Below are 24,509 nucleotides of genomic sequence, written 5' to 3'. Positions count from 1 at the left end.
TGATTGCTGGACCGTGCAACGCTCTTGCTACGGTAAGACAGGGCCCTGGAATCCCATGTTGGCCGTGAAAGGTCCGCCGCTGGTCGGCGTGAAGACCGCGGTTACAGGGAAGATGGCTCCGGCGCCGTTGCTGGTGATCGTGACGCCGGTCGCCGCATGTTGGGCGTTGCCGTTGACCTGCACCGATCCTTGCACCAGCGAAACGACCGTCGTGCCAGGCTGCAACAATTCACTGTTGCCGGTGACTTGCGTAATCGCGACGTTGGCGGCCAAACCGGCCAACGAGTTGAGCCCCGTGAGCGTCGTTTGGTTCTCGATGGCCGTTGCCGTGAACTGGACGCCGTTGGAGAGGAAGGTCACCGTGCCTGTCTTGAGAGCAGCCTGACTCAAGTTCAGACTGGGGGGCGTAATGGCGGTGATCGTGGGCGCACCGGTAAAATTGGCATTCGTGATCGTTTGGCCCTCAAGCAGATCGACGACGCTCGACACGTTCTGGATCAGGTTACCGTTCATCGTCAGGTCGCCGGTGAAGGTTAAGAGATTCGTCGGGATCGTGACGTTGGCGTTCCAGTTGGAACTCGTCACGTTGGTCGTCGAGAGCGCCTGGCTCCCCGTTCCATCGCTATGGGCGATGCTGAGCGCGACGGCGCCGTTGAAGGTCGAACCCGGCAGCGTCGCGCTGACGTTGACGCTTGCGCCGAGAGCCGCCTGATCGGGATTGACGGTCATCAGGAAGTCGCCGTTAACGCCGACGAGCTTGAGCGGCTGGTAGGCAATGCTAGGCGCGGTGTATTGGTCGCCCGAGTACACGGCGGTGACGATGTAGGTATGCGTGGTGCTGCCGCTGGAAAGTGCAGGTAGCGTGGCGGTGATCGTCGCGTTGCCGCTGCCGTCGACGGGAGTCGGTTGTTGCGGCGGCGAGGAACTGAAGTCGTTGGAGTTGATCGCCACGCCGTCGATGAAGAACGTGATCGTTCCTTCCATGGGATTGGGGTTCAACGGGGGGCCGGCGTTGGCGGTGAGCGTGATCTGTCCCTGTTGCTGGGCGGATGCAGGGAAATTGAGGAAGGTCGTGGTCGTCGGTTGCTGCAAATTGCTCCAAGTGTTGAGCAGCACGCGCGCCAGCCCGACCTGGCTGACGTTGAGATTGGTGCTGCTGCCGTACTTGTCGTCGTAAGGGAACGCGTACGCCAGGTCGTTGACGGCCAGGCCCGACTCGTGCCAGTACTGGACCCAATAGTTGTATTTACCCGCTTGACCGTTGCCTTGCTGAAACCAGGTGGACCGATCCCCCCAGGTGCCGGGGGCTTCTAGCGCGATGCCGCGATTGAACGCCGACGCGATCGAGTCCTCGAGATCGCCGAGGACCGTCGACCAGCCAGTCGAGAGTCCGTAGTAGGCGGCGCGGAACGTGTTATCGGCGAAGTACCCGTCGCAGGCGAACACCATCTGGGACGCCGATTGGCCTTCGAGGCCGGCGGTCGTTAGCCAGGGCTGAGGCGCCACGGTTGTGAATTGGGGCGTATAGCCAGAAGGCGTATTCGCCGTGGTAAACGGATAGAAAATGACGAACGGCAGTTGGCTCGTCGGCGTCGTGAGAAACAAGCCGTAACCGAACGACGTCCCCAGGTTTTTCACGGTGCCGGTGTAGGTAAGATTCGAACCGGAAGCGTTGGAGACGATGCTAAACGTCTGGCCGCCGCCGTTGGTTCCCATCGCATTTTGCTCAGTCGCCGGGAGGTACTGCAGAAAGAAGTCGTCGATTGCTTCGTTGAAGTAATTGTTGAGTTGATTGAGCGAGGCGGCGCTGGAGAGCCCTTCGACGACGTCCTTCGGCGAAACGAGCCGCGGCCCGCTGTCAAACACGCGCCACGTCCCGCCGGTCGTGTAGGTCGCGCCGCTGCCGTCGGAGCCGACGAGCGTGAACGTGGTGGCCGTGACGTTGGAGACGAAGAAGAACCCGTTGGCGTTGGTGTTGCCTTGCACGCCCGTGATCTCGACCAGATCGCCGTTTTGCAAATTACCGGTGCTGGAGGCGGTGATGACGATCGGATTCCCAGGGCCGGCGCCAGGATTCGAGGCGCCGGTGATCGCCATCGACCAGGCGCCGCCCGAGACGTACGCGCCGTTGCTGGTGGCGCCGACGAGCTGGAACGAGTTGGCGGTGACGTTGCTGACGGCAAAGACGCCGTTAGCCGCGGTCGTTCCCAACACGCCGGAAATCGAGACGGAGTCTCCGTTGGTCAAACCGACCGTGCTGTCGGTGTAGACGATCAGCGAACCGCTGGCGGTGGCGCCGTTGATGGGAATCGCTCCGGCGATCTCGAACGGCGCGGCCGACTGCAGGAAGGGTCGGGCCCCTTCATTACCGGCGGTCAGTTGGTCGTTGAGAAACGTCAGCAGTGAATTGGCGTTGCCGCCGTCGAGTATTTCGTTTCTCGTGCCGTCGACGCCGACGGGTCCGCCGTTGAGCGCGGAGAGCGACACGCCAGTGGCCGTCGCCGAGGCCGCGAGGCTCAACGTGATGCTGCTCGTGCCGACGGCATCGATAATCGCTCCGGCAGGAATGCCGGCGCCGGTGACGATCTGCCCGACTTTCAAACCAGCCACGCTGGAGAGGCCGTTGACCGTCTTGCTGCTGGTCGCCGTGTTTCCCGTGAAGTTCACGTTGAATGGATTCTGAGCCAGCACGTCTTGGAAGAACTGCAGCGTCATCGGCAGGCCGAAGGAGTCGACCTGCGAGGTGTCGACGTCGAGACTGGGGACGCCGGACGCGCTGTTGGTGACGGTGAACTCCAAAAAATCGTAAAACGTGCCGGTGCTGGGGTCGGTGGAACTCGATGCGCTCGGAGCCGCCACGGTGCCGTTGGAGGCGACGACTTGCGCCTGAATGGGGGCCCCCACGGAAATGACGATGCGGCCGGTGTATTGGTTGCCCGGTTGCGGCACGGGCAATTGGAGATTGCTCCCCCAGGGCGACGAAGCGTTCGCCCACGTCGCAATGGTCGAGCTCGGCAGGATCGCAAGGTCGGGCGTATTGAGTCCCACGTTCAACGTGGCGGTGGAAATGGGGATGGGGGTCGGCTGGCCGCTGGCGCCCGCCGTATTGAGGTTGGCCGCGTCCAGAAAGTAAGTGGTTCCAATGCCTGGAACCTGTCCCGGCCCTGGCGTAACTATTTCTTGACCGAAGACCGCGATCCAGACGTCATCGTCCCCGTAACCGGTGGCATTGGCGACCGCTTGGGCGATCTCTAGCGGAATGAATTGAGAGATCGCCTGATCGATGACGTCAGGCTGGGGTTGCATGGCAGGGACCGTCACGGCGCCCACGGTTCCAGTCGAGATCAACTGCAAGGCGTTGGAACCGGTTCCCACGGCTCCGTTGAGCGTTACGGGTCCAATCGACGCGTTGGCTGCGTTAGCGGCGTTGATGGTGAAGTCGTCGAGCGTGCCGAAGACGTTGTCAGAACCAGGTGCGCGATTGGCGGCGAGGGCGGAGCCAGTGCTCGACGCTTGGATCGTGGCCGTGAGAATATTGCCGCTTGTCCAGACGTTTGAACTGATGAGATTCTGAAAAAACGCCGAGTTGATGCCGCCGGAGCCGACGTTCACGTTGGCCCCGGTCATGGAATTGCCGACGGTAATCTTCGTCAGTTGATTTGCGACGACGTCGACGCCGGCGTCGATGGTTTGCACGTTTAGCGACGCTAATGTGCCAGCGACGTTAATCGAGGAATTCGCGTCAAACTCGTCAGCAGTAAATCTTTTCGAGATCCCCCCCGTGACGTTGACGGCGGCCCCGGAACCGAGGTCGTCAATGGTAATTGACCCCACGGAGCCGTAAAACTGCAGCAGCCCGCCAGGCGAGACGTTGATGCCAGACCCCGTGAACTGTTTGAGAATCTCGCCGCTTCCAGGGTTCTGTCCCACGACCAGACTGTTGATCGTCGAATAGCCGTCGCCGCCGCCGCTGGCGGTAATCACCAATTGCGATTTCGCCGTGGTTCCGGAAATCGTCAGCGTGTCGATCGCCCCGCCAGTCGCTAGGCCGTTGGTCAGGGTAAGCTGGCCGCTGCCGGCGCCGGTCAGTTTGATTCTTACTGACGTGTTGTCGGCGTCTTTGAACGAGTATGTCGTCCCGCTGACAATCGGGATGACCACCGGATTGCCGCTGAGCATCTGGCGTGGTTCGAGCGTTTCAATCTGCAAGAAGCGACGTTGCGGATTGGCGAAAGAATGACGCTGACGACGCAGGCTCATACCGACACTCGCTTCAGCAAGAGTTCAGGAGGTCTCCCTGAGTGAATATCGGAAGTCGAAGCTCGCGCCAGTACGCTCCCGACCAATCTCTTAGCCGCTAACTTCGCATTCGGCGAGGTTCTCGGAAGTGCTATGACGAATAATCGGACTGCATCGCGTTGCCGCGCAGCGGCCCCCCACGCGCTGGATCGAGGTTTCTTAGCGATGAGGCAAAACTAGAAGCGGGCGACCGCCGTCGCCTAATCTGCCTTCGCGAGCCGCTGTGAAGATGGCCAACGTGGCCAAGGGCGCGTCGCGGCTCAACGCGGCTTGGATCGAACGCGGCTGCGGATACCCCTCGCGACACGCGCTATGTGGCGCGCGTGGCGAGGCGCGCACCCGGAGTATCGTCCATTTTGCCCTGAGTCAGCCACGAAATGAAAATGGCCGCCTTGGCCGTCTCGCCGGGTCCGACGCCAAGCATCCTCCGGGCAGCTTGACTCACCCAAGCCAGCGAGCCGGGGCGACCCCGGCCCCGGCGCCCCACGGCAGACTTTCCCTACCCAACCTTCTTACCTACCAGCGCCAACGAAACCCGACTCGCCACGGGATCGACCCACCGCCGCACCGTCTCCGGTTTGAGGAACGACAGGTTCGCGAAAATCATCGCCAGCCCGAACGTGATCATCCCCATGAACAAGGCGATGCCGCCGTGAATCGCGACCGCCGTCCAGATGACCAACTGACGGCTAAAGCGATTCCACACCAAAAACGGATAACTCAATTCCCAGAACACGGTGAGATGAGTGAACAGCGCCACCAGGATCGGCCAGTCCGCCAGCCATGTGAGCGGCAACGATTGGTACTCGTAGTTGCCGGCCGCCCACCAGAGCGCCGTGCCCAGTCGCCAGGTGTTCCCTTCAAGTTTCGCGAGCGCCGAGAAGAAATAGACGACGCACAAATGAAGCTGCATGAGCCTGATGGCCACGTTGGCGGCGGTGCTCGGCGCCGGCTCGCTGGCGTCGCCGCGGCGCAGCCGCCACAGCCGGTCGAGCGAGTAGCGCGCCCCGCACGGGCCCAGCATCAGATACATAGCCAGCATGCAGTTCGTTTTATCGAGCCCAAAATAGGCTCCTGGGGTGACACGCTGCACGTACGACACGGCCAGCAGATACGCCAGCACGGCGGCGATGCGCGAAAACAGCCCGAGGAACAGACAGAGGAACACGCCGAGCGCCAGAATATGAACCGTCCAGAGCAGCCAGTTCGGACCAATCCAGTCGAAAATCGACCAGACCGACCATTCGCGCCCCGGCATCTGCTTCAGGAACTCGACGGGCGTATACCCGTCGCGGCCAATGAACCCCGCCAAATCGAAAGACCAAATGAAATGGGTATAGAGCATCATGCCGCCGGCGAGCAGGCGGATCAGCGCGAGCGTCGCCGGGTCGGTGGGCGTGAACCAGAAGTTGTTCCAGGCCCGCCAAAGCTCGGCGAAGTAGTTGCGCGTCGAAGCAACAAGCGTGGTCATGGCGTTCCTCCCGTCGGCAGCTGCTCCGCAGCGCGGGGGCGCGTGCGCTGATGATCCATCACGCCGATTTCCTCGTACGTCGCCGGCCCGTCGATCCGCCCGCCATCCTTCACTTGCTGCGGCGTGAGGAGGTGGTGGCGAATCATCACCAGCCGCACGCGGTCGCCGTCGTGCTTTTCAAGAAGCCGCTCGGCGATGGCCGACTCCCAGCCTTGGCCGGCGGCCATCGGGTCGCGCGACTGTTCCACCAGCATCATGTGCCGGTGATAGAACAGTCGCGGCCACTGTTCGCGCCGACTCGGGAATTGTCCGTCGGCGATTTTTTCGCCCGCGCTATTGAAGACCTCGTACCTGATTTGATGGCTCACGCCAGGATCGGGCGAGAAAAAGTCGTAACCGTTGTTGATGTAGAGCAGATTCGCGTAGTGATGCAGGTACTTGGTCAGCGCCATCGGCAGCACTGGCAGTTGCGCCGGGTATTTGCTCGGATCGAACTGCTGCGGCGGAATCGGACGACCCTGCGCGTCTAGCGGCGGGCCTCCTGGCTCGGCCATGGGTACGACCGAGGGGCGCAACTGGATTTCCCACGGCGAGATGAACACGACGAACAGGTGAAACGCGACCAGCAGACTCACCAGCACCCGGGCGAACGGTCCCCACGGCCAAGGGGAGGGGACCTTTGGCTTCGGCGCCTTGGCGGGTTTCGCCTTCGCATCGGGCGCCGGGGGCGCGGCGGGCTTCTTCTCGCCGCCGGCGGGCTGGGGCGGAGGTTCAGGGCGTTGCTTGCTCATGAAAGCCACAGGTGCGGCGTCCCGTTGAGGACGTTCCTAACCGTATGTGTAGCCCCGGGCTCCGCCCGGGGGTGGCGCTGCAGTCGACGAACCAACTCGTCGCGGCGAACGACCCCCGGGCGGAGCCCGGGGCTAGATCAGGTTCCAGTTCCGTATGCGTGTAGCAAACGAAAAACCCCCGCACCGGTCAACGCCGATGCGGGGGCAAAACTGCGTCAAGAGCGAAAAATGGCGAACTTAGTTGGCCGCCACCTTCAGGCCATCCCCAGCGAGCTCGAAGGCGAGCTCGTAGGTTTTGCCACCCTCGATGTCGAGGGTCTTCTCTTCGACCAACGTCTTGCCGTCTTGCTCCAGCTCGACGCGGACGGTGTATCCGTCCCACTTCTGGCCGGGAGCGAGGCTATTGGTCGTGTAGCTGCGGACCTCGCCGGTTTGCTCGGTCGGAGCGCCGGCCAAGGTCACCTTGGCGCCGGCCGGGACGTTGAGCTTCAGCTCGGTCTCGGCCGTCTTGTCAGCCGCCGCGGCGCCGCCGAAAGCCAGCTGGATGTTCTCGCCAGCGGTCAGACGGACGACCTTGTCTTCGGTCACCGGCTTGCCGTCGCGGTCGAACTGGACCCGCAACTTGTAGGAGTAGCTGCGACCCGGCTTCAGGCCGCGCGACACGAAGTGACGCTCGGCTCCGGTGCTGGTGGTCGCCAGATCGTTGACAAAGACCTTCGCATCGACCGGGAGGCTAACGAAGATCGTCGCTTCCGTGGCCGAGGCGCTCGGGGCTGCCGGCGGGGTGCCGGGAGTGGCTTCCGCAGGGGCGGCTTCCGTCGGGACGGCCGGAGTGGTCGCATCGGCGGGGTACGACTCGTAGATGGTGCTGCCGTACGAGCCGCTGCTGGCGCTGCTGCCCGACGAACCGTAGTAGCTGTAGCTACCGTACGAGGCGCTGCTACCCGAGGAGCCGTAGCTACCGTAGCTGCCGTAGGAGGCGCGGGCGGCCTTGCGGGCGTGCCAGCGAGAGAACAAGCCCGGGCGGCCATAGCTGCCCGACGAACCGCTGCTGCTGTAACTGACGTAGCTGCCCGAGCTGCCGCTCGAAGCGTAGCCGTAGCTGGCATAGCTGCCGCCATAGCTACCGCCGGAATAGCTGCCGGCCGAGCCGTAGCTGCCGTACGAACCCCAGCTGCCACGCGACCGTGCGGACGCGTCACCGGCAGCAACAGCGACAAACCCTGCCGCGACGACCGCGAGCGCGACCAGTCTAGTGTTGCCGAGTCTCATCTGTTCTTTCCCCCTGAGGACCTGAAATTGGATCATTTGAATGAGGCACGATCCCTGCCGTGGCCGGGCGGCGAATCGAAGCGGAAGGCCGCACGACCGACACATCGACAACATAGCAGCGAGGGGGCGTAATTCAAGGAACTTACGAAGAATTAGCCGGTTTTGACGACTAAGTAATCTCGGGGAACCCTAGCACTGATGTGCTAGGCGCGAGCTGCAAGGCGCTGGCCGTTAAAATCGGCGCCGCCTGCACGGGCGACGGTCATTGGGTCGCGGCAAGTGCGTGCAACTGGAGATCATCGAAATCGAGGCGGCCCGTGGCGCCGCCAAGCCCGATGCGAATGATCGCCTCGCGCGTCGCCAGCGGCACGCGGAACTGACCGGAAGCTTCCTTCCAACCGAACGTGCCGCTCCATGGACCAAGAGATACGGTTTCGATCACCGCTCGGCGTTCGTCGTAAAAACTGACGACGACGGCGGGCAGTTGCCCTTCGCCGGGTCCGGCGACGACCTTCTCCGCACGTACCTGACACGAGATCTTGAGTTGACTTACCTTGCGACCATCGATGGCCATCCCTTGCAGGGCCTGGCTGGCGACCCCGGGGTCGGCGTTGGTAAACCGCAGCCAGCGCGACCCATGGGGGGCTGGCGCGCCGGCATTGCCTTGCACGGTCGTCGCCTGGCGCAGATAGTGCCAACCGAGCGGATCCGTCCCCTGGCCGACCACCTCCTCGAAGCTGCCGTTGCGAGTCGTCGGATGCAGCGGATCGGGTTGCACCTGGCGCGCGTCTTCGGCGGCGCCGGTCATCGGCACGAACAGCGTTGCCTGCAGCGGTTCGCTGGTGAGCTTGCCAGCGCGTTTGGTCATCCGCACCAGATTCTGCTGATAGCGCTCACCGACGGGGATGATCATCTCGCCCCCATTGCGGAGTTGATCGACCAGCGGTTGCGGCACGCTCTCGGGCGAGCAGGTGACGATGATCTTGTCGAACGGCGCCGCGTCGGGCCAACCTTTGTAGCCGTCGCCGACTTTCGCATGGACGTTCTGGTAGCCGAGTCGCTTGAGCGTCCGTGCAGCGCGACGGCCGAGCGGCTCGACAATCTCGATCGTGTAGACGTCTTTCACCAGCGGGCTCAGCACGGCCGCCTGATAGCCGCTGCCGGTGCCGATCTCCAGGACTCGATCGGTTGGTTGCGGGTTGAGTTGCTCGGTCATGTACGCCACGACGAACGGCGGCGAGATCGTCTGCCGCTCGCCGATCGGCAGCGCCGCGTCGACGTAAGCGTACGGCTGGTACGCGGCGGGCATGAATTCATGTCGCGGCGTCTTGCGCATCGCGTCGAGGACGCGCGGATCCTTCACGCCGGCCGCTTCGATTTCGCGGGCGACCATCTGCGTTCGCTGCGCGGCGTACTCGGCCGCCGTCGGCGGCGCGGGCTGTCCCCATCCGGGGCGAGCGGTGCGCGTCCCGGCGATCAACAGGGCGATGGCCAACAACGTCGCGGCAGGCAGACGGCTGCACATTTCAGGCCTCGCACAGTCTCACAAGCGGAATCGACAGCGGATACGATAGAGCGTCAATTCTAGCATGGACCAGTAACGAGGAGATTCGCCGTGGACGGCAACATTGCAGAGACGCGGCAGCGACTTCGCGACGCGATGCCCGTGGCCCGACGGTGGGCCTACTTCGATCATGCCGCCGTGGCCCCTGTCTCTGGACCCGCGGCTGCGGCCATGCAGCGGTGGGTCGACGAGTCGGTCAGCGAGGGAGATACGATGTGGCCCGAATGGGGCCGGCAGCTGAAGTCGATGCGGCAGTCGGCCGCGAACCTGATCGGCGCCGCGACAGACGAAATCGCGCTCGTTCCGAACACGACCGCCGGCATTAATCTCGTCGCCGAAGGCCTCGACTGGCGCTCGGGCGACAATCTGGTGACGCTCGGCGACGAATACCCGTCGAACCTGTACCCCTGGATGCACCTGGCCGATCGCGGCGTGGAAACGCGCCGCGTGCCAACGGCGGACGGCGTTGTGGACTACGACCAGCTCGCGGATCGCAGCGACGATCGTACGCGGTTGATCACCGTCAGTTGGGTGGCATTTTCGAACGGTTGCCGTCGCAATTTGGACGCTATCGCGGAGATTGCCCAGCGGAAAGGCGCGCTACTATTCGTCGACGCAATCCAGGGGCTTGGCGTTTTTCCGCTCGACGTGAGCCGCACGCCGATCGACTTCCTCGCGGCCGACGGCCACAAGTGGCTGCTCGGGCCCGAAGGCGCCGGCATCGCCTATATCCGCCGCGACCGCCTGCCGCTGCTGCGCGCGACGGCCGTCGGCGCCCACAGCGTCGTCCATGCTTACGACTACACCCATATCGAGCTGAAGCTCAAGCAGGACGCCGCGCGCTACGAAGGGGGGTCGCTGAACGTCCCCGGCATGTTTGGCCTCGGCGCGAGCATCGACCTGCTGCAGTCGCTTGGAGTCGAGAACGTCGCGGCTGCCATCCTCGACGCCACCGATTCCATCTGCTCAAAGCTACGCGAAGGCGGCTTCCGGGTCGTCTCCCCGCGCGACGGCGAACAGCGCAGCGGCATCGTTTCGTTCGAATTCCCCGGGGCCGATCTGCTGGCCGTCCGCCGCCACTGCCTTGAGCAGGGGGTTGCGCTTGCCTGCCGGGCGGGCCGGATTCGGGTGAGCGCTCACGCCTACAACACCGGCGAAGACATTGACCGGCTGATGAGCTCGCTCGCAACGTTTACCGAGTAGGCCCTGCGTCAAAGGCCCTCCGCCGCGGGGCAGCTGGAGTCTCATTTTAAGCGGAGGAATCTCAATATCGGTCCAGCGCGTCGTCAAGTTGACGAGTCGGACGGCGGCCGGCAAACGAATCGATGCGTTAGCGGTCGGCGAGGATTGTCCCTAAATCCCTAAAAATGCAGGGATTACGTCAACGATTGCCTCTGCTGGACATTGGCTGAGGCTCGTCGCGGAGCGTTTGGCGCCGAGCTTGCTTAATGTGGCTTTCGCTCACAACCGGCGACGCCTGCCGCCGAACGCACAAGAAAGAGTAGGAACCAAGCCATGTCACGATTCACCAGCCATATCGCCATCGTCGCCACGCTCGCCATCGCCGCCGTTGCCTGGCAATCCACTGCCTCCGCCCAGGTGATCGCCTACGATCACCGCAGCACGGTTCTGGGGGATCAACTCGCGGGCGCCTCGGAACTGGTGCGTGCTCAAGGTTCCTTTCTAAAGGACGAAGCCGACGCTGCCGAAACGTGGACGCGAGTCGTCGCTGCTCAGGACCAGATTCAATACAAACGCTCGGCTTACCGCTACGATGTGCAGCGGATGGAGAGTGAGCTCCGCGACCGCAAGGCCCAAGCGAACCGCGAGCGGCAGCAGGCCGAAGCGACCGCGGAGATGGCCGAAGCCGTCCGGCTCTACCAGTCGGTGCAACGCGGCGCCGGGCTTTGGCCTGTCGCGTTACGGCAAACTAAATACGCGGGATCTCTGGCGACGGTCAGTTCGCTCTTGCGGAATTGGTCGCCCGAGGATCCCAGCAGCGACGTCTATCGCGCCGCCCTGGCGACGGAAATCGGCGTCCTAAAGAATCGCGTCGCCGCGGACCGTCAACTCGACTTCGCCAGCCGCGTTGATGCGGTCAAGACGTTGAAGCAACTCCAGCAATTAGCGACGCTGCCGGCGACCGAGCTGCCTTCGCAGTGGCAGGAACGGCAACTGGCAATGAAGTAACGCGAGAGTTGGCGCGAGTGACTCGCTACCGAAGCCCCCCACAGCGGTCCTCGACTACGGTCGAGGGCCGCTTTCTTGTTGCGCGGCGGCGACGTTATTCGGGTGCGGTCTCGGCGCTGCCGCGGGTCGACAGGGCCTGCCACGCAACCGCGTCGATCGCGTCGCCAAAAAATCGGGCCGACCCATCCATGAGCGTGCCGTTCACGCCGCCCGGGTGGCTGCTGCGGGCCGCACGCCAGCCGTAGGCCGCGTAGAGCATCGCTTGCGCCGGCGGCGGCGTGGGATCGACCGTGACTGAGGTAATGCAATCGAATTGGCGGGCGTTCGGCGGATAGTAATGGTTGTACGCTGCGCTGCGATACTCGCCGCTGCACCATGCGAAGCCGCGGGGATCGTTGCCGTTACCGGCTGTCGAGTTAAAGCTCATCGAGCCGTTGCACTTGAAGTCAGTCAGGTCGGGCGCGCCGCCGAAGCCGAGGATGAATTTGTAACCCCGTTCAGGCGTGGCAGCGGCGAAGGCGCCGCTCGCGTCCCGAACGTTATCCTTGCCGATAAGGCTTTCTGAAAGGCCGATCGTGTTCGATGAGCCGTCGGTAATGTCGCCGAAGGTGGTAGCCGAGTTCACGTAAAAAACGCCGTCGGTATCGAAGGGCGTGCCGCCGCCGGCGCCCGACCCGCCGCAGACGGCGTAATTGGTCGGGCCCATCAGGTCTTTGACCGAAATGCCGAGGTCGCTGGGGCAAAGGAAGGCTGGCAGCAGTTGCGCGATCCCTGCTTTGTTCGGCGCCGAAACTGGGTAGCCCGCGCCCGGCATGTAGAGCGGCAGCGAAAGGTCGAGCAGGTTGTGGAGCGACTGTTGCTCCATATACGGTAGGAGTTGTGCGAGCGCCGACCAACGATAGAAGCTATGAGGATGGCGTTCATCCTTCGGGTACGACTTTGACATGGCTGCCGAGGGAAGCTGGTTCCGAGCGGCGTGATGGTTCTGCAGGCCGATCCCGATTTGCTTGAGGTTGTTCAGGCACTGGGCCCGCCGGGCGCTTTCGCGGGCGTTTTGCACGGCGGGCAGCAATAGGGCTATCAAGGCGCCGATGATCGCGATCACCACCAGCAGTTCGACCAGCGTGAATCCTGCGGGCTTACGCACGGAGCCGTCTCCTGAGGAAAACGACCGTCGCGCCCGAGAGCAAAATGGCGCCCGGCTCGGGAACCGCCTGCGTCAGCGGCTCGGGGAGATCGCGCTGCCAAACCAAGAAGTCGGCGCCCGTCGTCGCGCCGTCGCCGTCGCCGTCGCCGAGCGTGAAGGGGGCGTTGCCGCTGGCCCCAAAGTTTGTCTGCCAGACGGCGAGATCCTCGCCATCGACGACGCCATTGCCGTCGAAGTCGCCGGTAGTCGACGGCGAGACCATGCCGGCGACGAGATCGTCCCACAAAAGACCGTCGACGTCGTAAGACTCGATAAGGGTGACTCGGTCGAACGGTTGGGAATCGGTCACTCCGACGAATATCACGTTGTAAAACGGCCAATCGGGACCAAGATTGCCGATAACGACGTCTTTGCTTGTCGCCAGCATCGTATTCTCCAGCCGAAGCGTCAGCTGGTTCGACGGGGTCGACGAAGGCGGAGCGGACGAGCCGTCGCCTCCTTGGACGATGTAGCTGCCGAAGCCTGTCACCGGCTGCGAGAATTGCAGCCAGTCGTTCGCCCCTTCCGTATCCCAAAGAAAATTCGTTCCGCTCACTGAGTAAGCGAACTGAGTATTGACGCCATTGGAGAACCCCGTGGTCGCCGTCACACCGCCGCCGAAAGCGAGCGTGGGATTCTGTTGGCCGGCGAGAGTCTCCAGGTTCTCGATGCCGAAAGAACTCAACGTGGCCAGGAACGAATTCCTGGCGACGTTGGGAAGGCTCAGGTCGAGCTTGGAGTTTGCGGGTCCGCCAAAGTAGACGTTGACCGCTGCATGCGAGCTGCCGAACGTCGACGCCCATGCCGCGCATGATGCGCAGCGCAATAGCAACCGGGCGACAATGGCATTCCACCTCGACACGCAGCGATTCCCTCGGCAGACCATGTTTTCCGCGCCGCGCGCCCGTCGTTCGCTCAGGCCCGCCGGCGCCGCACGGTGAACCCTAGCGCCACGGCGGCGCAGGTCAACATGCCGATGGTAGCAGGTTCGGGAACGACTGCCACCAAGGCGGTCGCTTCTTGGAAGCCGCCGCCGCCAGGGCTGGCGAAGATCCCGGCGGAGGTCCCGTCAAAGCCGTACTTCGAGATTGTGCCAGTGCCATTGGAGAACCCCAGGACGCTCACCAGGAAACCGGAGCCATTCGAATTGGCGAGCAACGTCTGAGGAAACGCGAGCCCTGACAAGCCGAAGCTGGGATCAACCGCGCCAGTGTTGACGTCGAACCGTTGGACCGTGCCCGCAAATCCCGCCGCAACGTACAGGTCGTCCCCATCGACTAACAGCCCCGTCGCACCATTGAGCGACGCCGAAGGCGTGAGGAAATCGCCGAGGGCGGTGATCGCCGCGTTCGATTTGGCGACTGTCCCGGCATCGGCCGCGGGGAAGTTCTGGAAGCCGCCGACGAGCAGTTCGCCGGTCGGAGCGAACGCGAGCCCTGAGAACTGGAAGAACGCGCCGCCGCCGACGAGGCCATTGATGGGAGCTCCCGCCAGCGTGCCGTCAGCGTTGAACTGGGCGACGCCCGTCCCGCCGAGGTTTGAGACGTAAACCTTGCTGCCGTCCCCGCTGGGCAAGATTGAACTCGGGAAGGCCAGACCCTCGGCCGCGTTGCCGAAGACCGTGGGATTCGTCGCCGTGCCGGTGGCGACGCTGTAGTCGTATTGCACCACCTGGCTGTTGCCCGAACTGGCGACGTACAGCTTCGTCGAGTCGGGAGAGAGGGCAATGCCGGACGGTTGATTGAGATTAACGTTGTCCGCTACCACCGTGCCAAGAAGGACGCCGTTGCCGCTATAGCGATAGACGGCATTGCTGAGGCGATCGGCGATGAGCACCTGGGCGGCGCTGGCCGGCGCCGGACGCACGGAAACGAGCAGCGCAGCGGCGGCGAGAAAATGCAATCCTCGGGTCAAGTTTCGAGCGGTCATTGCAGTAGCAACCTCAGGAAGTTTTCAAGGGTGTCAATCAAAGGGGCGCGACGTTGCTCGGGGCTGTTCCCTAAGCGAATCGCCTAGAAGGCGGGAGTCGATAAACGTGCGCGACTCAGGAAGTCGCCAAGTGATACGACGCGGGACGGCGAGGGCAGGGGAGGGTGGTTCAACCAGCGACGCGGTCGCCTCACCAGAATGCCGCCGGCGAGATCGCTGGTTGGTCGCCGCGAAACGCGTGCACTCAATGCAAACTTCGATAGGCGACCGGACCGAGTATACCCGGCAGGGCGCGGCGAGACAAATCGCCGCTGAATCTGCGGGGCGGCACGACATCGTCGGACCGCCCCGCATCAGTTTCAGTCGCAAATTACGGCGCCGTGTCGCAAAAGTGTTGCAATTTAGGCAACTCCCCGGTCGCCGCGCGAACCAGTCGTACTACACCGTGATCTCGTAGCCCTTCCGCTGCTCCCTCGCCACGAACGATTGGGCCTCGTCGTCGCCGATCATCGCTTCCTTCACGGGGTCCCACTTCAGATTCCGATTGAGCCGCAGCGCAATGTTCGCCAGGTGGCAATTGGTGAGCGAACGATGATGCGAGAAGACGTCGGAGATCGGCTCCTTCCGATTCTTCACGCAGTCGAAGAAGTTTTGCATATGGCTGACCGGCTCCGAACCCTTGTACGCTTTGCGCATCGCATCGGCCGGAAGCGGGTTGTCGGTTAGCTCTTCCACCGGCTTGCCGGCGAGCTTGCCCCGACTGACGAATAGCCGACCCTTGTCGCCCTCGAATAGGATGCCGTTGTCGGTGTCGTGGCGAATCGTCAGCTCGACGCCTTCGTCGTCGAACGTATTCACCACGTGGAAAGACGTGGCTGTGTTGTAGCGATCGTCCAGCGTCGGGTAGCCTTTCTCAAACGGGACCGGATGCTCGCAGAAATCGACGCGAACGGCGTTCGGCCCGGTCTTGTCGAGGCCCAGCGCCCAGCAGGCACAATCGACGTGGTGCGCGCCCCAATCGGTCATCTTGCCGCCGGAGTACTCGTACCACCAACGGAACTCATAGTGACCGCGACTCTTGTAGGGAATTTCGGCGCCTTCAGCATCCTTGCCCCCCTGCCAACGATACTCGACCAGCGGCGCTTGGCCGAGCCAGCGCTCCCAGTTGAGTTCCTTCGGCGGGGCGACGATTGGGATCGACGGCGAGCTTTCAGCATTGCCGATGGCGCACGATACCTTGTGGACTTTCCCCAATCGACCGCTCTGGATGATCGCCACGGCCTGCAAGAACCGCTGATCCATATCGCTCCGCTGTTGGGTGCCGACTTGGAACACGGCGCCCGTCTCTTTCACCACCTGGCAAATCTTCTTGCCTTCGTCGATCGTGAGCGTCAGCGGCTTCTCGCAGTACACGTCCTTGCCCGCCTTCATTGCGTCGATGGCGATCTTGGTATGCCAGTGGTCGGGCGTGGCGATGCTGACCGCTTGAATATCTTTGCGATCGAGCAACTTGCGGTAGTCGTCGTACATGTCGGCCTTGCCGCCCGCATTCTGCCGGGCCTCGGCCAAGCGATTGGAGTCGACGTCGCAGACAGCGACGACGTCGGCGTGCTTCATCGCGAGCTCCATGTTCCAGCTCCCCTGTCCGCCGAGGCCGATGCAGCCAATCAGGGGCCGGTCGCCCGATGCCGTGGCGGCCGCCGCTCGCGACGCCGTGAGGAAGTACGGGACCAGCCCGCCGCCGGCCGCGGCAATGCCCGCGGAACCCACGGTCTGCTTCAAAAACGAGCGTCGAGAAGAAACCTGACGCGACGAGACACGCTTGTGCTGGCTCATAGGAGTGGCTGGGTCCAGAGATCCGAGTAGTTAGAAAAGCAATCGCAAGGCGTCCCCTTATTGTGACGCCAATGGCGGCCGCTGCAAGTTCTGCGACCTAGTCGCTTGGGTTTCACGAACTCCGGCGGCGGCCTAAACTTGCGGGGCTCGGCGGGTCGAGCAGCTGCACAGGTTTTTCGGGGCGGTCGGAAGGACTCGGGTTTGGATCATCACGCTTTTACTCCGCTGGCGGCGACGCTGCTGATCATCCTGGCGACCGGGCTAGCGGCAGGCGTCATTTGCCGCCGGCTGAACGCCTCGCTGATGGTCGGCTACCTCCTGGCCGGAGCGCTCATCGGCGGGGGCGGCGGTCTGGGACTGGTCGGCGACGAGTCAGAGGCCTTGGAAGGGGTCGCGATGGTCGGCGCGCTGTTGCTCCTCTTTTCGATCGGCATCGAGTTCTCGTTGGAGGAGCTCCTAGGCCTGGGGCGAAACATCGTCGCGGGGGGCGTGACGCAGATGGCGCTCTCGGCGGCGCCGGTCGCGCTTATCGCCCATGGATTCGGCATGAGTTGGCAAGCGTCGATGCTCGTGGGAGCGGCTGCCGCGTTGAGCTCGACGGTACTGGTTTTTCGCGGCCTGGCGGAATTAGGACAACTCGAGTCGCGGTCCGGACGGCGGGCGGTTGGCATTCTGCTGTTTCAAGACGTTGCCCTCGTCCCGCTGATTCTGTTGACGCCGCTGCTCAGCGGACAGGGCGAACCTCCCGCCGCCGCCGCGTTCGCTGCCCTCGCGGGCAAGTCGGCGCTGTTTCTGATTTCGTTTCTCGTGGTGAAGCGGCTGCTGCACCGTTGGGCGATTCAACTCATTGCCGAACTGCGGAGCCCCGAACTGGTCTGCCTGTTTGCCGTGGTGATGCTCGGCGGGGCGTGCCTGACGGCGGTGCAACTCGATCTGCCGCCGGCGATCGGCGCGCTCGCTGCCGGAGTGGCGTTCAGCGGTTCGCGCCTGAGCACGCAGATCGACTCGATCCTTCTGCCATTCCGCGAAACCTTCGCCGCGGTCTTCTTTGTGACCCTTGGCGCCATCTTGCGGCCGGCGGTGTTCCTCGAAGAGCCGGTGCTGATGACGCTTGGGCTCCTCGGCATGATCGCCGTGAAGGCGTTGGCCGGGGCGATGGCGCTGCGACTCACGGGGTTGAGTTGGCAGAGCGCCGCGGGAATGGGGTTGGGCCTGGCTCAACTCGGCGAGTTCTCGTTCCTGCTGCTGCTCGCCGGCTTGCGCGGCGAGGTGATTTCAGAGCAGGACTACAACCGGACCCTGTTCATTGCGCTTGGCACGCTCATCGCGACGCCGCTGCTGCTGAAGTTCGGCGTGCGATTCCTGAGGAGCGACGAACAACATCGGCGCCCGCGGCTGTCGCTTCCCGAGATCGAAGGGGAGGGGAGCCGCGTCCTCATCGTCGGCGCCGGCCCGATTGGCCGGGACGTCGCCGCGTATCTGGAAACGAGCGGCTGGCGCGTCGGCATGATGGACCTCAGCCCGGTAAACCTCCATCCGTTCGCTCAGCAGGGTTTCGACACCACCGTCGGTGACGCCCGCGAACGGTCGACGCTCGAGCAGGCTGGCATCGCGTCGATGCGACTGGCGATCGTCTGCTTGCCGAATGACGACATCACGACTCACGTGACGGCGGCGATTCGGGCGGCAAATGGCAAGTGTGCCGTCGTGGCCCGTTGCCGGTACGTGCTGAATATGGCGGCCGCGCGAAAGGCGGGCGCGGCCGAGGTGGTGAGCGAAGAAGCGGAAGCGGCGCGGGCGATTTTAGATCGGGTGCGGCGCGTGGTGGGGGGCGTTTAAGTGATATCAGCAGAAGTGGTTTAAATTCGGCGTTCAAAACGAAGGCAGCGTTCAACGTCGAACAAAGCGCAACGGGCGGCGCGGTAATCGGGGTCGAGCCGCAAGGCCTCGCGGAAACAGTCGGCGGCTTCAGCGAATCGTTCGAGGGCACGGAGGACGAAGCCGAGATTGAGGTAGGCCTCGTCGATGCAGCCATCGGTGCAGGCGATCGCAGCACGGTAGACTTCTTCCGCCTCAGCAAAACGGCTCTGTCTGGCGAAATTGCCGCCGAGAAGCAAGTAAAAGCCCGCGTCGTTTGGAGCTGCGGCGATGGCCCGCCGATACCACTCGGCAGCTTGATCGGACTCGCCCGATTCCTTATACAGATTGCCGATCTCGCTGAGTGGATACTGGCGATGCTCAGGCAGACAGAACTCGATCGCTTTAGTGAGCGCCTGCTCGGCCTCTTCAAAGCGTGCTACTTTGCCCAACGCCTTTCCGACATGAATCCAGGCGACGACATCATCCGGGAACTCACACAGATAGCGCCGCCCGTAAAGAATGGTGAGGGCGACGTTGGGGCCGCGGCTGAGGCGGCGGGAACGGGCGGCTTGGGATATAGGTGAGCTCGTCATATGACGCAGAGATCACTCCTCCAAGCTTAGTAATAGGAAACTCTCCGTCCCGTAATGCCATGCGGAAGGAAAACGTCCATAATCTTGATGACGCCGTCGATCCCGATAAGGACTTGACCGTCCGTTGGCGGGATAGGTTCGCAGGCAGCTTCTAAAAAAAGCTCGTCGGGACAAACTTGGCTCAGGCCAATCTTAGCGCCATTGACGAGCAGGTCGAGCGTTACTTTCGATGAATGGCCAGTTGGGTTCGGCATCATGAAACTCGACAAGGAACAGTTGCGAAGAAACGGAGCCGCCTATGCGGATTCTAAAGGAATCGTCGTTGACTTCCAAGCGCCGTTCGGCGAAGGCCAAGACGGGACGGTTTGGCCTACGTCACGCGGATCAGCGCTCAAATTATTCTATCGCCCCGAGAACTACGAAGATGAACGGAATTGCTATCTAATTCTGAAAGCCGCCGCTGTCGAGAAGGTTGGCAGTCTCCATGTTCCCAGGCTTGTCGAATATGACGATTCGTTTTTGGCAATCGAAATGGGCATGATGAAGCCGCCGCGATTGCTCGACTTCGGAAAGGTTATCTCCACCGGCCGCCGCCTTACTGGGATGATCAACGGATCATGGCGCGGTTTCATGGGGATGGTTATCGCGATTTTGGCGAGCACTGGCCTGAAGTATTGGCAGCGCTGGGCGAACTGCAGCAGCTCGGAATCTATTGCACCGACCCCAAGATTGGAAACATTCTGTTTGGGGATGAGAAGGATGACGATGACTGGGCGCGCGAGCCCGAGTTGGACTATGGAGAATACGAAGATCGCGCAGACGGGCAATAGACGACTGGGGTAATTGGTGGTGTGCCAAGGTGCGGCATTTTGCGGTGAAGAACAGCCGCCCATTTCTGCTACAATCACCGGTCCTGCCGCCCGCCGCGACTTCTTTCCCCTCCGCAGGATCGATGCACGACGAACTGTTGATCAACCTTTCGGTCAGTCTCTTAGCCGCCCTCTTCTTTGGGTTGATCACCGAAAAGCTCCGTTTGTCGCCGATCGTGGGGTATCTGATCGCCGGGATCGTCCTGGGGCCGTATACGCCTGGCTTTGTCGGCGATCAGGAGACCGCCTTGCAATTCGCCGAGATCGGCGTCGTGCTGTTGATGTTCGGCGTGGGGCTCCACTTCGACCTGCGGGATCTGCTCGCCGTCAAGAACATCGCCATTCCCGGCGCGGTGGGACAGATTGCGGCGGCGACGGCGCTGGGAACCGTGGCGGCGGTAGCGCTGGGTTGGCCGACGGCGGAGGGAGTGGTGCTTGGCATTGCGATCTCCGTGGCGAGCACCGTCGTGCTGGTGCGAGTACTGACCGACAACGATGTGCTGCATACGACGCAGGGCCATATCGCCGTTGGTTGGTTGATCGTCGAAGACATCTTCACCGTGCTCGTGCTGGTCGTGTTGCCGGCGGCCGCTGATATTCTGGTCGCCGACGGCGGAGGCGCCGGAGAGGCGGGGGCGCCCGCGGCCGTGCCGGGAGGCGGCATTGCCATGTCGCTGGGAATGGCCGTCGCACGCATTGGGCTGCTGGCCGCGCTCGTGCTGGGCGCCGGCAATCGGTTGATTCCCCCGCTGCTGAACCTCGTGGCGCGGACGCGATCGCGCGAGCTGTTCACGCTGTGCGTCCTGGCGATCGCGCTGGCGATCGCGACCGGGGCGCTCTATCTCGGCGTGTCGGTGGCTCTGGGGGCGTTCCTCGCCGGGATGGTCGTGGGGCAGACGGAAGTGAGCCACCAGGCGGCGGCCGACGCCTTGCCGATGCGGGACGCGTTCGCGGTGGTCTTCTTCGTGTCGGTCGGCATGTTGTTCGACCCTCACGTGTTGGTCGAGCAGCCTCTCTATCTGGCCGTGTTGCTGGCCATCGTGCTAATTGCCAAACCCCTCACGGCGATCGCAATTGTGTGGGGGCTCCGGTACTCCTTTCGAAACGCGCTCACCGTCGGGATCGCGCTGGCCCAAGTCGGCGAGTTCTCGTTTCTGCTCGCGACCGAGGCAATCGAGCACCAGCTGATGAGCGAGGAAGGACGCAGTCTGCTCGTGGCGACGGCCATTATCTCGATCACGCTCAATCCGCTGATGTTTCGCTTGATCGAGCCGATGGAACGCTGGTTGCGGTCGAAGCCGGCCCTGTGGAAAGCCATCGGCTCGCGTGCTGAAGCGGGCGGGATCCGTTTGAACGAATCGATGTCCGCCCGCGTGGCGAAGAGCGACGGGGCCGACGACTCGACGACCAGGGCCGTGATTGTCGGCTACGGGCCGGTCGGGCAGACGGCGGCGCGAATTTTGCGCGGCTTCGGCGTGGAGACGGTCGTCGTCGACTTGAACATCGACACGATTCGCGAACTTGCAAGCAACGGCGAGCTCGGCGTCTACGGCGATTCGACGCGGCACGACATCCTCGAGGCGGCCGGCATCAAGGACGCGAAGTACTTGCTGGTGACGGTCCCCGACGTGCTCGTGCGGACGCTGGTGATCATCACGGCGAAGGAGATCAACAGTCGTCTCAAGGTCTTCGCGCGAGCACGCTATCTGAAGGAGCGGGCGTGGCTCGAGGAGGTGGGCGCCACGCAGATCTGCATCGAAGAGGCCGAGACCGCGGTGGGACTGGCAAGGCTCCTGTTGAGCGAAGTCGGCGCCGATCCGGAACGCGTCACCTCCGAACTGACTCGAATCCAACGCGAGCTGGGCGTCCATCGGGAAGAGTGAGAAAAAAGCGGAAAGTTGAACGCGGTAAGCGGAGGAAATGAAGCGGACTTGCGATCAATCGTGTACCGCTTTTGGCAACGCTCGGGCGGATCGTCGTCCCATCGTTGCGTGAGCGACTCGCGGTTGTCGGTATAATCGGTACAAGCGGATTCCCGGCGAGCGCTCGCGGCCGAGCTACACTTGCCGAGATCGCCCGTGATCTTTTCGGCTGCGAGCGGCGCGGTAGACGCGCCTCGCCCGGCCGCGTTGTTGGACATCTTTCGGTTGAGGAGTCGTGCCATGAAGCGTTTGGGTGTCGCCGCAATCATGCTGGCGGTCGTGGGAGCAAGCTTCGCGAATTTCGCATTCAGTCAATCGGCCGCACCGGCGACCGCGCCGGCGAAGCCCGCCGCAACGAAGCCGCCCACGTCGACGGCGGCTGCTCCGGCGGCGACGCCGGCTCCCTACCATCCGGGCGCCAACGCGGCGATGGACGCCGAGCGCGAAAAGGTCTGGGACAGCCCCCAGATGCTCCGGGCCCGCGCCTGGGTGAAAGACTACTGCGCCCACTCGGCGAAGATTACGCCGGCCGAGGCGAAGGAGTACGAGGCGGAACTCGCCAACCTCTCGCCGAAACAGATGAAGCTCTGGCTGCTGAAGTTCCAGCACGAAGAGGAAATGATCCAGCAGCAACAGCAGATGTTCAACAACGCGCGGCAAGCCGACGTCGGTCAGGCGATGGCGCTCCACAAGCAAATGAAGCAGTCGTACGCCGACATCAATAAGGACGAGACCGAAGCGGCGCAGACCGAGGAAGGCTCGATCAAGCAACAGCAGCAGTTCGCGCAAGAAAGGTCAATGCAGAAGACCGCCGATCAAGACGCCGCGGCCACCGACATGCTGACGCAGCCCTTTGGTGGGTACGGCGGCTACGGCGGGTACGGGTATGGCGGCGTCCACTTTCACTTTCACTAAGCGGCAACAGCGCGCCACAGCGCACATATCCGCGCAGCGCCTTCATGAAACGAGGGAGCGTCGAACACAGCCCGACCAGGATGGTCGGGCTATTTTTTTGGCGGCGCCGGAGCCGCGGCGGTTAACGGCTTGGGCGTTGATTCGCCGGTGATCTCGAAGGGGATCGTCGTTTGCCCGATTTTGCCCGAGTTGTGATCGGTGATCGTCAGTTCAATCTTGTACGGACCGGGATAGATCCGCTCGGGCAGGGCCAGCTCGTACTGCATGTGGAAGTCGCGGCGGCGATTGCGACAGCTGTCGTGGACGTCGGGGAACTGCTTGCCGTCGACCAGTCGGTTCGACTCGTCGAGGACTTTGAAGCTCGTGCCGAGTGAAGTGGCAAAGCCCTCTTCGGAGGCGCTGCTCGCAAAATTCTCGACCTCGGCATAGAGCATGACCTTCTGGCCGGGCGCGAAGGACGATCCTTTGCTCGGCTCGTAGGTGCCGAAGCCGTCGACCGACTCGACGAACGAGAGGTTGCGAATCCGCAACGAGGCCAGTTCCGAGAGCCGGGCGCGGGCCTCGTCGAGCGGGGCAAGCGCGGCGACGGCGCGCTGCTTCTCGTCGAGCTGCGTCGTTGCATTCAGGTAGGCGTTGATCGCAAAGAGCTGTTTCGACCAGAAGTCTTGCTGCGCGGGCGAGGCGCCGGGAATTGGGCGGTAGGCGTCGGTCTCGTTGCCGGCGAGCAGCTGCAGCGTGCGGAGCCGCATGTGGTCGTGTAGTTCGGCGACGGTCGTCGGCTGGGGCGAGACAGAGTGCTCCAGTTCGTCGATGGCCGCCGCGAGCTGCGCGTGCCAGTCGCCGGCGACGGGCAGCGGCGCCGCGACAGGGGCGGGCGGCTGTTGGGCGTCGGAGGCAATGGCCGCTGCGTCGGCGGGCTCGGTCGCGGGTGGATCGACTCGTCGCGGCAAGGGGCGCGGCGTCGGGGTCGGACCTTGGGCCGCTGGCTCGACGGCGCGGGCCTGGGGCGCCTGCGGCGGCGGCGGAGTGGCGACCAACGGCGCGGCGGGGACGACGCGACTCGCGGCAGGGGAGAGCGGGGGAACGGCGGCCGGCAAGTTAGGCGAGGTCGGCTGAGCGGCCGGCCAGTTGGCGGCGGCGGGCGTGGGCGGTTCCGTGGGGGGGACGTCAACGGTCGCCGAGGCTTGCTGCACCTTGGTCGTGGGCGGCGACTTGGTGCGCAGCTGCTGCGTCGCGACGTCGAACTCGTTTTCGGGAGTCTCGCCGGCGAACACCGCGCGATCGCGCTCGGCCATCTGTTGTCGGTAGGCGAGCGCGGTCCGGAACGCGTCGACGACCATCGCGTAGTTCTCGGGCTTCACCTGCTTGAGTTCGGCGATCAGTTCGCGTTCGGCCTCGGGGTCGATGGCGCGAATTTCTTGGAGTTGATCGAGGACTTCGGCGAAGGCTTTGTCTTCAGGGATTGCTTCGCCAACGGTCGCTTTGTGAAGGGCCTGCGCTTTGAGGGCTTCGGCGGCTTGCGTTTCGGCGGGAGTGGGGGTCGGCTCCTTCGTGGCGGCGGAATTGAGGGCCGTGGTCAATGGCGACGCGCAGCCGAGCGCGAGCACTGCCAGGAGCAGTGCGGCGAAGTGCGATCGTGTGGCTGGCGAATGGCTCATCGCGACTGTGCTGAATGAGAGTTCGGGTGTTACGGCCTGCGGACAGATGCTGGATGCGAGTTGCTTGATGCTGGCGAGAGGAGACTCATCCAGTACCGAGCATTCAGCAACCAGCATCGCGGTTTCCTCCGCCGCGCAGGCGCGGATGGTAGCG

18 protein-coding genes are annotated in these 24,509 nt (G+C 63.3%); 6 read left to right on the top strand and 12 right to left on the bottom strand.

What is annotated here, in order from left to right:
- Window positions 1-27 precede the first annotated feature (27 nt).
- From I41_RS19685 to I41_RS19665, 5 genes are all read right to left on the bottom strand, one after another.
- Window positions 28-4,260 carry a beta-1,3-glucanase family protein gene (locus I41_RS19685; RefSeq protein WP_145434637.1) on the bottom strand — a complete coding sequence of 1,411 codons (4,233 nt, stop codon included), beginning with the start codon at window positions 4,258-4,260 and terminating at the stop codon, window positions 28-30.
- Window positions 4,261-4,798: 538 nt separating this feature from the next.
- Complete coding sequence (locus I41_RS19680) at window positions 4,799-5,770, bottom strand: HTTM domain-containing protein (protein WP_145434636.1); 972 nt, start codon at window positions 5,768-5,770, stop codon at window positions 4,799-4,801.
- Complete coding sequence (locus I41_RS19675; RefSeq protein WP_145434635.1) at window positions 5,767-6,561, bottom strand: hypothetical protein; 795 nt, start codon at window positions 6,559-6,561, stop codon at window positions 5,767-5,769. The genes I41_RS19680 and I41_RS19675 overlap by 4 nt, the downstream gene beginning before the upstream one ends.
- 237 nt (window positions 6,562-6,798) lie before the next feature.
- Window positions 6,799-7,833, bottom strand: a complete 1,035-nt coding sequence (locus I41_RS19670) for a TIGR03000 domain-containing protein (RefSeq protein ID WP_168207038.1) — start codon at window positions 7,831-7,833, stop codon at window positions 6,799-6,801.
- Window positions 7,834-8,095: 262 nt separating this feature from the next.
- On the bottom strand, window positions 8,096-9,358 hold the full coding sequence (locus tag I41_RS19665; RefSeq protein WP_145434633.1) for a protein-L-isoaspartate(D-aspartate) O-methyltransferase: 1,263 nt from the start codon (window positions 9,356-9,358) through the stop codon (window positions 8,096-8,098).
- Window positions 9,359-9,448: 90 nt separating this feature from the next.
- Between I41_RS19665 and I41_RS19660 the strand changes: the two genes are divergently transcribed.
- Entirely contained in the window at window positions 9,449-10,600 is a 1,152-nt protein-coding gene (locus I41_RS19660; RefSeq protein ID WP_145434632.1) for an aminotransferase class V-fold PLP-dependent enzyme, read from the top strand.
- A 312-nt stretch (window positions 10,601-10,912) separates the two neighbouring features.
- Window positions 10,913-11,587, top strand: a complete 675-nt coding sequence (locus tag I41_RS19655) for a hypothetical protein (RefSeq protein ID WP_145434631.1) — start codon at window positions 10,913-10,915, stop codon at window positions 11,585-11,587.
- A 94-nt stretch (window positions 11,588-11,681) separates the two neighbouring features.
- On the opposite strand, the gene I41_RS19650 is transcribed toward I41_RS19655, so the two are convergent.
- The 4 genes from I41_RS19650 to I41_RS19635 all read right to left on the bottom strand — a co-directional run bounded on the left by I41_RS19650 (window position 11,682) and on the right by I41_RS19635 (window position 16,538).
- Entirely contained in the window at window positions 11,682-12,734 is a 1,053-nt protein-coding gene (locus I41_RS19650) for a DUF1559 domain-containing protein (protein ID WP_145434630.1), read from the bottom strand.
- A complete protein-coding gene (locus I41_RS19645) occupies window positions 12,727-13,635 on the bottom strand; it encodes a hypothetical protein (RefSeq protein ID WP_145434629.1) in 909 nt (302 codons plus the stop codon). Before I41_RS19645 ends, I41_RS19650 begins: the two co-directional genes overlap by 8 nt.
- A gap of 53 nt (window positions 13,636-13,688) precedes the next feature.
- Window positions 13,689-14,702, bottom strand: coding sequence for an SMP-30/gluconolactonase/LRE family protein (locus tag I41_RS19640; protein ID WP_145434628.1), 1,014 nt, complete (start codon window positions 14,700-14,702; stop codon window positions 13,689-13,691).
- A gap of 438 nt (window positions 14,703-15,140) precedes the next feature.
- Window positions 15,141-16,538 carry a Gfo/Idh/MocA family protein gene (locus tag I41_RS19635; protein ID WP_145434627.1) on the bottom strand — a complete coding sequence of 466 codons (1,398 nt, stop codon included), beginning with the start codon at window positions 16,536-16,538 and terminating at the stop codon, window positions 15,141-15,143.
- Window positions 16,539-16,739: 201 nt separating this feature from the next.
- Here I41_RS19635 and I41_RS19630 point away from each other — a divergent pair, with 201 nt between their 5' ends.
- Window positions 16,740-18,377, top strand: coding sequence for a cation:proton antiporter domain-containing protein (locus tag I41_RS19630; protein ID WP_145434626.1), 1,638 nt, complete (start codon window positions 16,740-16,742; stop codon window positions 18,375-18,377).
- Window positions 18,378-18,397: 20 nt separating this feature from the next.
- Here I41_RS19630 and I41_RS19625 read toward each other — a convergent pair whose 3' ends face one another.
- Together I41_RS19625 and I41_RS19620 are read right to left on the bottom strand one after the other, a co-directional pair.
- Window positions 18,398-18,991 (bottom strand): tetratricopeptide repeat protein, encoded by a 594-nt coding sequence (locus I41_RS19625; protein ID WP_145434625.1) that lies wholly within the window; start codon window positions 18,989-18,991, stop codon window positions 18,398-18,400.
- A 26-nt stretch (window positions 18,992-19,017) separates the two neighbouring features.
- Complete coding sequence (locus I41_RS19620; protein WP_145434624.1) at window positions 19,018-19,245, bottom strand: hypothetical protein; 228 nt, start codon at window positions 19,243-19,245, stop codon at window positions 19,018-19,020.
- Window position 19,246: 1 nt separating this feature from the next.
- On the opposite strand from I41_RS19620, the gene I41_RS19615 reads away from it, so the two are divergent.
- From I41_RS19615 to I41_RS19600, 3 genes are all read left to right on the top strand, one after another.
- On the top strand, window positions 19,247-19,834 hold the full coding sequence (locus I41_RS19615) for a hypothetical protein (protein WP_145434623.1): 588 nt from the start codon (window positions 19,247-19,249) through the stop codon (window positions 19,832-19,834).
- A 109-nt stretch (window positions 19,835-19,943) separates the two neighbouring features.
- Complete coding sequence (locus I41_RS19610) at window positions 19,944-21,743, top strand: cation:proton antiporter (RefSeq protein WP_145434622.1); 1,800 nt, start codon at window positions 19,944-19,946, stop codon at window positions 21,741-21,743.
- 279 nt (window positions 21,744-22,022) lie between these two features.
- Window positions 22,023-22,697, top strand: coding sequence for a hypothetical protein (locus tag I41_RS19600; protein WP_168207037.1), 675 nt, complete (start codon window positions 22,023-22,025; stop codon window positions 22,695-22,697).
- Between the two features lie 89 nt (window positions 22,698-22,786).
- On the opposite strand, the gene I41_RS19595 is transcribed toward I41_RS19600, so the two are convergent.
- Window positions 22,787-24,472 (bottom strand): hypothetical protein, encoded by a 1,686-nt coding sequence (locus I41_RS19595; protein ID WP_145434620.1) that lies wholly within the window; start codon window positions 24,470-24,472, stop codon window positions 22,787-22,789.
- Window positions 24,473-24,509 lie beyond the last annotated feature (37 nt).

The organism is Lacipirellula limnantheis (assembly GCF_007746075.1).
GTDB lineage: Bacteria > Planctomycetota > Planctomycetia > Pirellulales > Lacipirellulaceae > Lacipirellula > Lacipirellula limnantheis.
This window is presented reverse-complemented; position numbering and strand designations above follow the sequence as displayed.